A 13,104-nucleotide genomic window follows, 5' to 3' on the forward strand; every position below is an offset into this window, starting at 1 on the left:
GCTGGGTTTACAAGTCGAGGACGAGGCGCTCGGTCTGTGCTCGCGAGACGCACGAAATCATGCAGTCGCCCGCCTGTCGGTCGACTTCACTGAGCACGCTGTCACGGTGATCGGGTACTCCGTCGACCACGGTGACCTCGCAGGTTCCGCACGTTCCCTGGCGGCAGGACGAGAGGATTCCGATTCCCGCTCCGGCGAGTGCGTCGAGGGCGCTCACCCCGGGAGGAACATCGATGTCGGTGCCCGATCGGGTGAGTCGGAGTGTGAACGGTCGATCCTGTGACGATTCTGCTGCCGATGCCGTGAACCGCTCTGTGTGCAGTGTGTACGGCGGCAGGTGTCGGCAGGCAGCTTCGACCGCTTCCAGCAGTCCGGCCGGCCCACAGCAGTAGACCTTCGTTCCTGGACCCTCATCGGCCAGGATCGCGTCGAGATCGAGGAGGCCGACCTCGTCCTGGGGCGCAAAGTGCACGTGATCCCCCAATCTCTCGAGATCGTCGAAAAATGCCATCGACTGCCGACTGCGGCCCCCGTACACCAGGCGCCACGGGCGGTCGGTCCGCTCTGCTTGATCGATCATCGGGATCATCGGCGTGATACCGATGCCGCCGGCAATGAACAAGTAGCGGTCGGCGGGAACCAGGGGGAAGTGGTTCCTCGGCCCGCCGTGGCCGAGCACGTCGCCTTCGCGGACGTTCTCGTGAATCCATCGCGACCCACCGCGTCCATCAGGCTCGTTCAGCACAGCGATCCGGTAACGGTATGTATCCCAGCGGTTTCCGCAGAGTGAGTACTGGCGCGACATACCGTTGGGCAGGATCAGATCGATGTGCGATCCGGGTGTCCACGGCGTGAGGCGCCGGCCGAGAGGATCGGCCAGCGTCAGCGACACGACATCGGCGGAAACCTCCTCGCGGGATTCCACGCGCAACGCAGCCAGCGTCGGGCCGGTCAGCAGGGACGCTGAACTGCCGGCACTGCTCACATCGGTCGTGTTCATCGGAAGTCGCCCGTGAGGTCGAATGCCGACAGATCCGGTGTCCGCGTCAGCTGGTAGAACTCGAGCAGTGAGAACGGCCAGACCTGCGTGGCGCGGCCGAATCGGTTGCGGTACCAGGTGTGTACGTCGGCAACCCCCCAGGTGCGGAGACGATTTCCCGCGTCGACCCGGTCGCAGAATTCGTCCATCGCTTCGGCGTGCGGCTCGATGTTCTGCTTTCGTGCACGGAGGAGTTCGCCGAGACACTCGACGGTGTACTCGGCCGCACACTCGGCCATGTACAGGGCGCTGCCATTGACGACGACACCGGTGTTCGGGCCCATGAGCATGAAGAGATTCGGAAAGGACGGGACCGTGATACCCATGTACGCCCGTGCGTCGCCGCCCCACGATTCGTGGAGGTCCTTCCCGCCGCGCCCGGTGATGGTGATCGGTTCAAGGTAGTCGGAAGCCCGAAATCCGGTTGCGAAGACGATGACGTCGACCTCGTGCAGGACGCCGTCGACCGTGCGGATCCCCGCCGGAGTGACGGCCTCGATTCCGTCGGTGACGAGATCGACATGCGATTGCATGAGCGTCGTTGCCCACATGCCGTTGTCGCGAAGCATGCGCTTGGCGCCCGGTGGGTACTTCGGCGTCATCTTCTCCAGGAGGTCCGGATGACCCTCGAGCTGTCTGCTGAGGTGGGTCAGCAACTGACGGCGTAGCTCGGCATTGTTTGCCGAGGTGCTGCCCTCTTCTGTCCAGTCGGGATCTGCTTCGACGAAAGGCAGACGCCCTTCTGCGGCAATCCAGAACTGCCAGAAGCGATACCACCGTCCGTAGTGCGGGACATGGCGCAGCAGCCAGGCCATGCCGGCAGGGATATCCGCGAGGTAGCCGGGCGTGGGGAGCATCCACGGGGCATTCCGTTGGAAGACGCTCAGATGCTGCACCGTGCCGGCGATCGAGGGAACGATCTGGTACGCGCTCGCGCCGGTCCCGACCACGGCTACCCTCAGTCCGCTCAGATCCACCGACGTGTCCCACTGCGACGAGTGGAAGCAACGTCCCGCGAACGAGTCGAGCCCGGGGATCTGAGGAATATTGGGCCGATTGAGCTGTCCGACAGCGGTAATCACGGCGTTCACCCGCCGGATTCCGCGGATTCCGTCCGCGGTCTCGGTGGTAACGGTCCAGGTTCCGCTGTCGTCGTCGAACGACAGGGAAGTCACTTCGGTCCCGAACTCGACGTTGGGTCGCAGGTCGAACGTGGTTGCCACGTCCTGCAGATAGGTCTCGATCTCGTCCCGCGTGGAGAACTGCTGCGGCCAGTCGGCTTTCTGCGCGAACGAGTAGCTGTAGGCGAAGTTCGGGGTGTCGAGTCGACAACCGGGGTAGACGTTCTCCCACCAGGTGCCGCCGACCTCGGTGTTCTTCTCGAACACCACGTACTCGATCCCGGCCTGCTGCAGCCGGTGTGCGGCGGCCATGCCGGAGATTCCGGCGCCGATGATCGCCACGCTGAAATCGATCTCGGGGGCAACCTCCGACTTCTTCCACGCCGGGGCGCCGTAGTCGTTCGGGATTCCCAGTTCGTGTCGCAGCAGGGGCAGGTAGTCGTCGCTCGCGTCCTTGGTCAGGAAGCGCATGATGTGTGCGAGAAATTCCTCGGAAGGCTGCGCCGCCGGGACGGATCCTCGATCACGAAAGGCCTTGAGGGCGTTGGCAGCGACCCTGCGGGCCGACTTCTGGGCCTCGGTGGACATTCCCCCTTGTGGAGCGATCACCGAGTCCATCGGAGGCAGCGGAGGCCGAAGCTCGTCGGCAAGCAACGACGGATCGGCATTCGCCAGTGCCAGGGCGGCAAGTAGAGCCGGAAGTTCCGCACTTTGTACCGCCTGCTCGAGGAAGTCGTCGTCCTCGACGATCGGTAGGCAGGCGTCGTAGTGCCCGGGCCGAGCGACCTCGCGCGGGTGCGCTTCGTCCGTGGTGAAGGTGGTGGGGGTCATTCGAGACCTCCGGTGAGGAAGTCGACGATGAGGCCGGCGGTCTCGGCGGGTGCATCGATGTTGGGTTCGTGCGCGTAGTCGAGTTCCGCTGCGCGTGCCATCGGGGTGAGATCGGCGAGCTTCTTCGACCATCCCGACTCGAGGAGTTCGTCACGCGTGCCCTCGACGAGCAGCACCGGGATCTGTGTCGCGGCCAAGAGATCGAGGAACGGGTCGGCGATCTGGGTTCGCTCGACCGACGGGTTGCTCAGTCGAGGCGCGGCCATCGCCTCCCAGTGCCCGGGAATGAGGCTGTTCTCGAACCGCTGTCGGATGTGCTCGTCCATTCCGTCCAGACTCCGCACCATGTATCCGGTCATTCGGGCGGCATCCTCGAGGCTGGGCGTGTAGTCGGCCAGGGCGGCGATGCCCTCGGGCAGCCGGTACGGTCCGCCCGTTCCGGAGATGCTCACCGCGCGGTCGACCGGCCACGGGCTCGTGGGATCGGTGATTGCGCGCATGACCATCGACCCACCGAAGGAGGCCCCGACGAAGTGAGCCCGGTCCACTCCGAGTTCCTGGCAGAACGCCGCGATGTGCTTCACCCGGGGCGCGAACGGCGGCCGGTCGAGGAAGACCGCCTTGTCGGTTCCGCCCCATCCGAGCAGGTCGGGGGCGAGAACGTGGAAACGATCGGTGAGGTGCGGGATCATCTCGGACCAGCACAGTTCGGCGGTGGACCCGAAACCGCCGTCGTGGATCAGGACGATCGTGTCCTTGTCGGGGTTGCCGGCCTCGATGTAGGTGGTGTGGAACCCGTCGGCGATGAGTGACTTCTTCTCGTACATGGTTGGTTTCCGTTCTCTAGCGAAGATCGAGATTTGCAGGGGCCGTCAGTTCTTGACCGAGCCGCCGTCGACACAGATCGTCTGGCCGGTGACGAAGGCCGCACCGGGGCCGAGCAGGAACTTCACCGGGCCGACGATGTCCTCCGGGTATGCCCGTCGCTTGATCGAGCGGCTGGCGATGTTGTTCTCTTCGGTGTGGGCCATGTCCGTGATCATCGGTGTCGCTGTGATGCCCGGGCTGACGACGTTGACCGTGATCTCGTCATCGCCGAGTTCATCTGCCAGGCAGCGCGCGAAGCCGATCACGCCGGCCTTCGACGCGACGTATGCGAAGAGGTTCCTGGCGCCCTTGAACACGGTGCCGGAGGCGAAGAGCACGATCCGCGATCCCCGCGGCATCAGAGGTACGACTGCTTGGGTGATGGCGATCGTTCCCTCGAGGTTTGTGCGCAGGATGCGCTCCCAGGCATCCCGGGGGGTATCGCGGAACGATGACCATTGTCCCATGGCGGCGCAATGGACGAGGTTGTCTATCTCCTGTCCGGCAAGGGATTCGAGGACAGTCGAGATGCCTTCCGACGAGCTGAGGTCTGCCCGGATGTAGAGGTCGGTGAACCCGTCGGCTGGGGGTTCGGCGATATCGATGACGATTGTGCGATGTCCGTCGTTGCGCAGTTCGTCGACGACAGCTCGGCCGATGCCGCTGGCGCCTCCGGTAATGATCGTTGTGGTCATGCGCATGCTTTCTAGTCGATGGTGGCGCGCTCGTCGACGCGCGCGAGGAAGGACGTGATCACCGCATTGAAGTGGGCGGGGTTCTCGATGCACGACAGGTGGCCGGCGCGGGGAACGACCTCATGCTCGGCGTGGGCGATGCCGCCGATGATCTCGGCCGTGCGTTCGCTCGGAATCTTGGCGTCGAGTTCGCCTGTGACAACGAGCGCGGGGCAGGTGATCGAGTCGAGTAGGGGAACCACGTCGGCGCGGAACGTCGCCGCCGCAGACGCGAGGTACGACTCGGGGGTCATCGCGGAAATCGCGTCGTAGAGGGCGGCGTAGTCGGAGCTGTCGAGTGGCTGTGTGAGTGTTTGGTCGAGGTACTCCTTTGCGAATGCGGCCATGCCGTTGCGAGTGATCGACTCCGTGGAGCCGTTGACGCGGGCGTCGGCGACGTCGATCGGGAGTCGCGCGAACGAGTTGGCGATGGTGACGCTACGGACCAGGTCGGGGTGCTTTGCGGCAAAGGCGATCGCCTGCAGCCCACCCATGGACAGTCCGACCAGGTGCACGGGACCGCGATCCTTGACGACCCGGTAGAGGTCATCGGACCAGGCATCGAGGTTGATCGCTCCGGTCGCCGAGGACTTGCCGTGTCCCCGGCTGTCCGGCGTCGACAGATCGTAGTGTGTTGTCAGGGAGCTGATTTGATGGCGCCAGAGCCGGTGGTCCGTGCCGAGGCTGTGCAGCAGAACAACCGTCGGTCGATCGGAGTGGGGTGCGACAGCTTCCGCGAGTTCCATTCTGTCCTTTCCTGATACAGCAGAACGGGGCTCGTCAAGACTTCGCGTTGCGCCTGGACAGGCTTTCGCCTCCGACAGCCCAGCGTTCCGTGGGGACCTGCTGGACCAGTACGTGGACCGCCGCGGGATTCGCCTTGGTGACCGACGTGTAGACCTCGGTCAGGCCCTCCATCAGTGCTTCGATCTGTTCCGCGGTCAGTGGGCTGGCGTGATTGACATTGATGATGGGCATTTCCTGCTCCTGCACTTCGATGGTGACGGTTGGTGAATTGGCCGGTGTCAGGCTCGGTCGTGGGCCGCAACCACGGCGGCTTCCGAAGGCTCGGCCTGATCGTGCTCGCCGAGGCCGAGATGGCGGGTCTCACGCACGCTGAGTGCCGCCAGGAGGAAGACAATCGCGGCGACCGTGATGGCGATGGCCAGTCGGACCGGGATGTCGCTGACGCTCGGGCTGACGGCCGTCACGATCGCGGGCATGATTCCACCGATTGCGAAGCCGATGTTCCAGCTCAGCCCGGTGCCCGTCGCGCGAATCTCGGTGGGGAAGCGTTCGTTGAGGAAGATCAGTACCGGTGCGGAGCCAGCCATGACGATCACAGCCATCGCGGTCGATATGACGGTGACCAGGGCGATCGAGCCCGAGCTCAGGGATGCGAGCCAGAGGTAGAGCAAGGGTAGAAGCACGACGTTGGGCACGCCGAACCAGAGGAAGACCGCCCGCCGGCCGATCCGGTCGCTGAGGTGCCCGCCCAGGGCTCCACCCGCGATGACCCCCACGTTGGCGACGATCAGGATCATGGCCGAGGTCGTCTTGCCGATCCCGAGGTTCGCGCCGAAGAAGGTCGGGAAGAAGCCAACCGTGAGGTAGTACGCGGTTGCTCCGCCCGCGGCGAGGGCGATGTTGAGCGACGTCGTCTTGCGGTAGCGCGGCCCGAAGATGACTCGAAGAGGCGACTTTCGGACTGCCGGTCCCGACGACTTCCCATGCCACAGAGGCGATTCCTCGGTGCGTCGGTAGATGTAGAAGCTGAAGGCCGCAGTCAGAAGGCCGGTGAAGAACATCACGCGCCATCCGTAGACGCCGAAGTCCTCGCTGGGAACGACGGCCGAAACGACGAAGTACACGATCGAAGCGACCACGGCGCCGGCGCCGGCGCCGCCGCCGGCGACCAAACCCGACATCAGCCCGCGATGTTCCGGTGCGACAGTTTCGGTTCCGAGCGTGTGGGTCGAAGCGACGACGCCGCCGACGAACACCCCCTGCACGATGCGCAAGGCGAGGAAGAGGATCGGAGCAGCAAATCCGATGGTCGCGTATGTCGGCACCGCTCCCATGCACGCGGTCGACAGCCCGACACCCAGAATCGCGAACATCATCGCTTGCTTGCGCCCGTTGCGATCGGCGTAGGCGCCGAACAGCGCAGAACCGAGCGGGCGGAAGAGGAGGGTCACCGCGAAAGATGCGTAGACGAACGTCAATTGGAGCGTCGCGTTGTGGGCGGGGAACAGAAGCGGCCCGATAGTAGGGGCGAGGTAGAGGATGATCGTCAGATCGTAGAGATCCATCGCCCATCCGGTGATCGAAGCGATCCCCGCAGAGCGAACCTGCTTTCTGCGGGCACTGTCCTGGAAATTCTCCAAAGCTGCCTCCTGGCCGAGTGGTCGTCACGGCTGTGACGTGATCTGCACCATAGACATGTGGTTCCTTAATGCTCAACGAGCGTTCCGCATTGCGAAACGAATCTTCCGTCGTTGGTTCCGTTATGGTGATTCCATGGTCGAATCGCGCGCAACGGACACGCTCGGCTCCGTCAATCGGGCGCTCTCACTCCTGGAGCTCCTGGCGGAGAACAACGGACTCACTGTCACCCAGCTGGCGGACCGCCTCGGCGTCGGCAAGACGACGGCATTTCGCCTGGCCAAGACGCTTGTCGAGCGTGGATGGGTGGAGAAGGACGACGAGCTGCGATACCGACTGGGGCCAGGATTGCTCAGCCTTGCGCCGGGTCTTCAAGTCGGGCAAGACATTCGGAGCAGGCTCCGGCCGATCATGGATGAACTCCACGACGAGACGCAGGAGACCATTCACCTCACCGTGCTCCAGGGGAGGTACGTCATCTATGTCGAGCAGCTCGTCTCGCCGAAGCCGGTCCACTCGGTGAGCACGCTCGGCAGCCGGTCTCCCGCGCACTGCGTGTCGCCGGGGCTTGCGCAGCTGGCGGCACTGCCCGATGACGCGGTCGACTGGGTTCTGGCGGGTCCGCTGCGCCGATACACCGAACGGTCGCTGACCGACCCGGCGGATGTTCGCAAGGAGCTGCAGCACGTCCGGTCGACCGGATATGCGGTGAATCGGGGAGGCTTTCGGGCCGAGGTCGGCGGCGTCGGGGTGGCTGTCCTCAATGATCGTGGGAAGCCCATCGCGGCTCTCTCGGTCTGCATGCCCATCTATCGGATGCAGACGACGGATTTGGAAGCGGTTGGTGCGCATCTTGTTTCGGCCGCAGCTGATGCCCACCGGGTGCTCGAGGTTTCCCGCTGATACGGGGGTCGAAGGGGTCGGGGAGTAAGTCATTCCGCATGGCGGAATCAAACTTTCCGTCGAGACGCGCGATCGATGTCGCGGGCTTGCTAGCCTCATGGAATGTCGGATTCTCGCCAAAGTTCCAGTGCTGCAATCGGTCAAGAGTTCAGCCGTCCGGAGGTGGGCCATGTCGAGGGGGAGTCCGCGGGGCGTAGATTCCTCGTGACCGGGGCCGCGTCCGGGATCGGACGCGAGACTGCAATCTTGTTGGGTCTCCGGGGCTCGCGAGTTGTTGTCGTCGATCGCAGTCTCGAGAGCGTCTCCAAGGTCTCCGCCGACATCAACGCCTCCGGTGGGGAAGCTGTCGCGCTCGTCGCGGACATCTCGAACGAGGCGGATGTCGAACGCATGATCGCCGATGCGATGTCTGCTTTCGGAGGGCTCGACGGGGCCTTCAACAACGCGGGGATTTCCGCCGCGGGGGCCTACTCGTTCGGTACGGCCCTCGCCGATACGGACGTAGCCGACTTCCGTGAACTCGTCGACGTCAACCTGGTGGGCATGTTTCTCTGCCTCAAGCATGAGCTGCGGCACTTGCGAAGCGGGGCATCGATCGTGAACAACGCCTCGGCCGCCGGTTTGATCGGCGTCTCCCACGGCGCCGCGTATGTCGCGTCCAAGCACGGTGCGGTCGGACTGACAAAGGCTGCGGCACTGGAAGGCTCGAGCAAGGGTATTCGCGTGAATGCCACCTGCCCTGGATTCGTCGAAACGCCGATGCTTCTCGAGAACGCGACGGACGAAGGCAAGCAGGCGAGGCGGGCTATGACTCCGATGGGGCGTCTGGGGCAAGCGTCGGAGATTGCGGAACTGGTCGCATGGTTGCTCTCGCCTGCCTCCTCGTTCGTCACCGGAGCATGCATCCCGGTAGACGGAGGACTTACGGTCGGAGGCTCTCGCTGAGGTTGTCGCGTCGATTCCGAGTACGGACAAGGCCGCCCGAGATGCGCTGCGGCCTGCTGGCGGATTCCTCGCGGAGTCGCATTCGGTAGGTGGAGATCAACTGCGTGCGAGAGATATTCGGTGCGGTCAGACCTGAAGCATGCCCCCCCCGTAGCACTCGGGCATGCTCATCGGCACGTTTGGACGTTGGTCAGCGCTTCGAGAGCCGGAACGAGTGCTTTGAACGCGCGTGCCCGGTGTGAACTCCGATATCTGTCCTCGGTGTCCCATTCGGCGACGGTGCGCTCGTGACCGGGCGTTTGGCCGTCCGGGACGAAGATCGAGTCGTACGGGAATCCGTCGTCACCTGCCGGCGTGAGGGCCAGTCGGCCCGACCAGTGTTCCATGGCAACGTATTCGGCACCGCTGGGGGCGACGAGCGCGAGCGCTGAAGTAAATCGTGCGGTGCGGTGCGGTGCGGCGACGCCTGAGAGTTGGTCGAGTAGCAGATTACGGTTGGCGGTGTGGTCCTTACGGTGTCCCGCCCAGTAGGCCGAGAAGACGCCGGGCGCGCCTCCGAGTACGTCCACGCACAATCCGGAATCGTCGGCGACAGCTGGAAGGCCGGAGTGTGCGGCGGCAACGCGTGCTTTGATGAGGGCGTTGTCGCGGAAACTGAGTCCGTCCTCGTCCGGCTCGGGACCGTCGTAGGAGGCCGGCGTCCAGCCCGGCAGCATCGACTCTGCGATGAATCGGTACTCGGCGACTTTGGTTGCGTTGTGGGTCGCGAGAACGAACGTGTTGTGTGTGGCCATGCTCGACCTCCTTTGGCGGACAAAGGGTCTGGATATGCATCAGGTGTGTCGCACGGCGGGTTCGAGCCCACTGTGCGGTATCCCGTCGAGGTGGGTGCAGGATTCGAACCTGCATGCGCGGTGTTGCGCACCGCTACCTGGCCATTCGGCCACCCCACCGTGTGTGCCGACGTTTCCGTCGGCACAGCGCCGACTCATTCGTGCCCGTTCAGTGCTTCCTCGATCACTGTGAGCGCGTACTGGAGGAGATCGTCGGTGACGTCGAGGGTCGGCAGGAACCTGATGACGTTGCCGTCGCTGCCCGCGATGATCAGGACCACGCCCCGCCGGGCCGCGTGCTCGCTGATCGCAGCGGCGCTCCCGGGCAACGGTCGAGTCGTTCCAGCCTGCGTCAGCTCGAAGGCGATCATCGCACCGTGCCCCCGGACATCGCCGATGACGGGATAGGTTTCGGCAATTCGCCGTAGGCCACTGGTGAGGGTGTTGCCGATCCGGCGTGCGGCGGCGAACTGTTCCTCGTCTTCCAGAAAGTCGAGAACGGCGTGCGCGGCGGCGATCGAGACGGGGTTGCCGCCGAAGGTCCCGCCGAGGCCGCCGGGTGCGGCGGCATCCATGATCTCCGCTCGTCCGGTGACCCCGGCCAGGGGTAGGCCGGCGGCGATCTGCTTGGCGGTGAGCACCACGTCCGGTACGAGGCCGAACAGTTCGCTGGCGAACCAGGTCCCGGTCCGTCCGAGCCCGCACTGGATTTCGTCGGCGACGAGAACGACGCCGTTTCGGTTGGCCCATTCTTGCAGGGCCGGTAGATATCCGTCTGCGGGCACGATGAATCCGCCCTCGCCCTGGATGGGTTCGACGACGAGCGCGGCGAGGTCGGCGGAGCCTACGCGCTCTTCCAGGTATGCGATCGTCCGTGCTGCAGCCTGCTGACCCGTGAGCCCGTCCCGGAACGGATAGGAGTTCGGTACCCGGTGGACATCGGGTGCGAACGGCCCGAAACCGGTCGCGTACGGGACCGCCCGGTGGTTCATCGCGAGAGTTAGATTGGTGCGGCCGTGGAACCCGTGGTCCAAGGACGCAACTGCGCGCCGACCCGTGTACGCCCGGGCGACCTTCACGGCGTTCTCGACCGCTTCGGCACCGGAGTTGACGAACATGGTCTTCTTCGCGTGCGCCCCGGGGGTCTTCGCGGACAGACGTTCGGCCAGGCGCACGTAACCCTCGTAGGGCGTGATGCCGAACAGCGTGTGGGTGACCCGGTTCAGTTGCGCAGACGCCGCATCGATGATGCTCTGCTGGTGGTGGCCGACCATGTTGACGCCTGCGCCGCAACCCAAGTCCAGAAACCGGTTGCCATCGACGTCGATGAGCCACGGGCCTTCGGCGTGATCGATGTAGATTGGCAGCGCGCTGCCAATTCCGCGCGGCACGGCCGCCGTCTTGCGGCTGTGGAGCTCGCGACTCTTCGGCCCTGGAACCTCGGTGACCAGTGCAGGTCCAGTTGAGGTGGATGCGGCTGGAAGTGTTTCGGTCATCTGCGTTCTTTCTTGTCTCGGTTCGGTTTTGGGAGTCGTCACACCGCGCGGCGGTGTGGGTCTTGCCGGTAGTCGCTGAGGAACCGGGCGAAACGTTCCAGGGCGTCGGCGAGAACTGGAGTACGGGGAAGAAAGGCGATGCGCAGGTGGTCGGGGCGTGCCCAGTTGAACGCGCGACCGTGGACGAGGAGGACGTGCTCGGCGTCGAGGAAGTCGAGCACGAGTTGTTCGTCGTCCGCGATCCCGTAGACGTCGGGGTCGATGCAGGGGAAGACGTACAGACCGCCCCCGGGCTCGTGACAGGTCACTCCGGGGATGTCCTGCAGCAGTCCGACAGTCAGAGCGCGTTGCTCGAAGAGTCGGCCTCCCGGCATCCGGAGCGCGGCGATCGTGTCGTCGTGCTGCAACGCCGCGGTGATCGCGTGCTGCGCGGGAACGGAGGCACACATACGCATCGACGCGAGCAGGCGAAGTCCTGCTGGGTACCCGTCGTCGGGACTGAACCCGGTAGCGATAACCCACCCGGCCCGGTAGCCGGCCACACGCGAGGTCTTGGACAGCCCCGAGAAGGTGATGCAGGGATGCGTCGGCGCAACCTGCGCAGTGCTGACGTGGACGTGCCCCGGGTAGACGATCCGGTCGTAGATCTCGTCGGAGAGCAGGAGGAGCCCGTGCCGATCTGCGACAGCGGCGATCTCCTCGAGTGTGCGCCGTGAGTACACCGCGCCGGTGGGGTTGTTGGGGTTGATGACGACGATCGCCCGGGTGCGGGGCGTCACCATGCGCCCCAATTCCTCTGTGTCCGGACTCCATCCGTTGTCTTCGTCGCACGGGTAGTGCCGGGGTACCCCACCGGCGAGCACGGTCGACGCCGTCCACAAGGGGTAGTCCGGAGAGGGGATGAGGACTTCGTCACCGGGTTCGAGGAGAGCCTGCAGGGTGAGGGTTACCAACTCGGAGACGCCGTTGCCGATGAGGATGTCGTCGATACCCGCGGCCGGGAACCCGGGCCGCGCAGCGTAGTGGTCCCGGATCGCTTCGCGGGCGGAGCCGAGTCCTTGCGACTCGGAGTAGCCGTGCGCGTGCGGAAGCGCCTCCCGGAGCGCGTCGACCACGACCTCGGGAGCCTCGAATCCGAACGGGGCCGGGTTCCCGATGTTCAGGCGCAGGATCTCCTGCCCGCACCGCTCCAGTTCGACGGCGCGTTCGTGTACGGGTCCGCGGAGGTCGTAGAGGACTCCGTTCAGCCTCGACGACGAGTTCACGATCACGGGCTTCTCGGCCGGCGTCACGTGGGTTGTCACAGTCCTGCTCCTGTAGTGAGTGCGGCCGTCGTGGCCTTGGTGAGAGCATCGGCGAGCCGCCGGCCTGCCCTGGTCCGATCAACAGGACCAGGGCAAGTCAATGGATCGACTCGTCTTGCCGCCGCCGCCCCGTGCCACCGCCCAGAGACCTCTGGCGGCAGCGGGTTCATGTTGCAGTGCTCACTTCGCGGAGGGTTCGGCCTCGTAGGTAACCCAGCTCGTTCGCGTGGCGAGGGTGTTGTAGAGCGCCTGGGCTTGATGGTTGTCGTCGGCGGTCACCCACTGCACCACGGCGCGGCCCTCGGCGGTGGCCATCTCGGTCAGACGCCCGATCAGTGCACGTCCGACGCCCCGGCCTCGGGCCGCGGGGTCGGTGAACAGGTCGTCGAGGAAGAGGCCGGTGGTTCCGGTGTAGGGCGAGGAGAACCGGCGATGGTGTGCGAACCCGAGGATCTCGCCGTCCGCTTCCGCAACGAGAGCCTTGCATTCGTGTCGGGGATCCATGAACCATCCCCATGCGCGGGAGACGATGTCCTCGGATTCGGGCAGCTTGTAGAACTCGCGGTACTCGCGGAAGAGGACACGCCAGCGACTCTCATCGGTGGCGTCGAGCGGCCGGATCGTCGGAAGGGTGGTCGTTGCCATG

General features: G+C 64.9%; 13 protein-coding genes and 1 tRNA gene. 2 read left to right on the plus strand and 12 right to left on the minus strand.

Annotated features, from left to right (window positions below; translation table 11 throughout):
• Window positions 1-7 precede the first annotated feature (7 nt).
• From HUN07_RS02080 to HUN07_RS02110, 7 genes are read right to left on the minus strand one after another with little or no spacing between them, the layout of a single operon-like run.
• Window positions 8-1,000 carry a PDR/VanB family oxidoreductase gene (locus HUN07_RS02080; RefSeq protein ID WP_174907642.1) on the minus strand — a complete coding sequence of 331 codons (993 nt, stop codon included), beginning with the start codon at window positions 998-1,000 and terminating at the stop codon, window positions 8-10.
• Window positions 997-2,991, minus strand: coding sequence for a flavin-containing monooxygenase (locus tag HUN07_RS02085; RefSeq protein WP_174907643.1), 1,995 nt, complete (start codon window positions 2,989-2,991; stop codon window positions 997-999). Before HUN07_RS02085 ends, HUN07_RS02080 begins: the two co-directional genes overlap by 4 nt.
• Window positions 2,988-3,818: an alpha/beta fold hydrolase gene (locus HUN07_RS02090; RefSeq protein WP_114723847.1), complete on the minus strand. Its 831-nt coding sequence runs from the start codon at window positions 3,816-3,818 to the stop codon at window positions 2,988-2,990. The genes HUN07_RS02085 and HUN07_RS02090 overlap by 4 nt, the downstream gene beginning before the upstream one ends.
• Window positions 3,819-3,863: 45 nt before the next feature.
• Entirely contained in the window at window positions 3,864-4,553 is a 690-nt protein-coding gene (locus HUN07_RS02095; RefSeq protein ID WP_174907644.1) for an SDR family NAD(P)-dependent oxidoreductase, read from the minus strand.
• Window positions 4,554-4,564: 11 nt separating this feature from the next.
• Window positions 4,565-5,338 (minus strand): alpha/beta fold hydrolase, encoded by a 774-nt coding sequence (locus HUN07_RS02100; protein WP_174907645.1) that lies wholly within the window; start codon window positions 5,336-5,338, stop codon window positions 4,565-4,567.
• Window positions 5,339-5,372: 34 nt separating this feature from the next.
• Window positions 5,373-5,570 carry a tautomerase family protein gene (locus tag HUN07_RS02105; protein WP_114723850.1) on the minus strand — a complete coding sequence of 66 codons (198 nt, stop codon included), beginning with the start codon at window positions 5,568-5,570 and terminating at the stop codon, window positions 5,373-5,375.
• 47 nt (window positions 5,571-5,617) lie between these two features.
• Complete coding sequence (locus tag HUN07_RS02110; RefSeq protein ID WP_174907646.1) at window positions 5,618-6,904, minus strand: MFS transporter; 1,287 nt, start codon at window positions 6,902-6,904, stop codon at window positions 5,618-5,620.
• 10 nt (window positions 6,905-6,914) lie between these two features.
• On the opposite strand from HUN07_RS02110, the gene HUN07_RS02115 reads away from it, so the two are divergent.
• Both HUN07_RS02115 and HUN07_RS02120 read left to right on the plus strand, forming a co-directional pair.
• The gene (locus HUN07_RS02115; protein ID WP_147283582.1) at window positions 6,915-7,880 is read left to right on the plus strand and encodes an IclR family transcriptional regulator; all 966 of its coding nucleotides are present in this window, start codon (window positions 6,915-6,917) and stop codon (window positions 7,878-7,880) included.
• A 102-nt stretch (window positions 7,881-7,982) separates the two neighbouring features.
• The gene (locus HUN07_RS02120) at window positions 7,983-8,825 is read left to right on the plus strand and encodes an SDR family NAD(P)-dependent oxidoreductase (RefSeq protein WP_174907647.1); all 843 of its coding nucleotides are present in this window, start codon (window positions 7,983-7,985) and stop codon (window positions 8,823-8,825) included.
• A 167-nt stretch (window positions 8,826-8,992) separates the two neighbouring features.
• Here HUN07_RS02120 and HUN07_RS02125 read toward each other — a convergent pair whose 3' ends face one another.
• From HUN07_RS02125 to HUN07_RS02145, 5 genes are all read right to left on the minus strand, one after another.
• Window positions 8,993-9,619 (minus strand): non-canonical purine NTP pyrophosphatase, encoded by a 627-nt coding sequence (locus HUN07_RS02125; RefSeq protein ID WP_174907648.1) that lies wholly within the window; start codon window positions 9,617-9,619, stop codon window positions 8,993-8,995.
• Between the two features lie 88 nt (window positions 9,620-9,707).
• Window positions 9,708-9,778, minus strand: a tRNA-Cys gene (locus tag HUN07_RS02130).
• A 35-nt stretch (window positions 9,779-9,813) separates the two neighbouring features.
• On the minus strand, window positions 9,814-11,154 hold the full coding sequence (locus HUN07_RS02135) for an aminotransferase class III-fold pyridoxal phosphate-dependent enzyme (protein WP_174907649.1): 1,341 nt from the start codon (window positions 11,152-11,154) through the stop codon (window positions 9,814-9,816).
• A 38-nt stretch (window positions 11,155-11,192) separates the two neighbouring features.
• The gene (locus HUN07_RS02140) at window positions 11,193-12,458 is read right to left on the minus strand and encodes a pyridoxal phosphate-dependent aminotransferase (RefSeq protein ID WP_254622743.1); all 1,266 of its coding nucleotides are present in this window, start codon (window positions 12,456-12,458) and stop codon (window positions 11,193-11,195) included.
• Window positions 12,459-12,638: 180 nt separating this feature from the next.
• Window positions 12,639-13,103, minus strand: a complete 465-nt coding sequence (locus tag HUN07_RS02145) for a GNAT family N-acetyltransferase (RefSeq protein ID WP_114723856.1) — start codon at window positions 13,101-13,103, stop codon at window positions 12,639-12,641.
• Window position 13,104 lies beyond the last annotated feature (1 nt).

Origin of the sequence: Rhodococcus sp. W8901 (assembly GCF_013348805.1) — a bacterium.
Lineage (GTDB): Bacteria > Actinomycetota > Actinomycetes > Mycobacteriales > Mycobacteriaceae > Prescottella.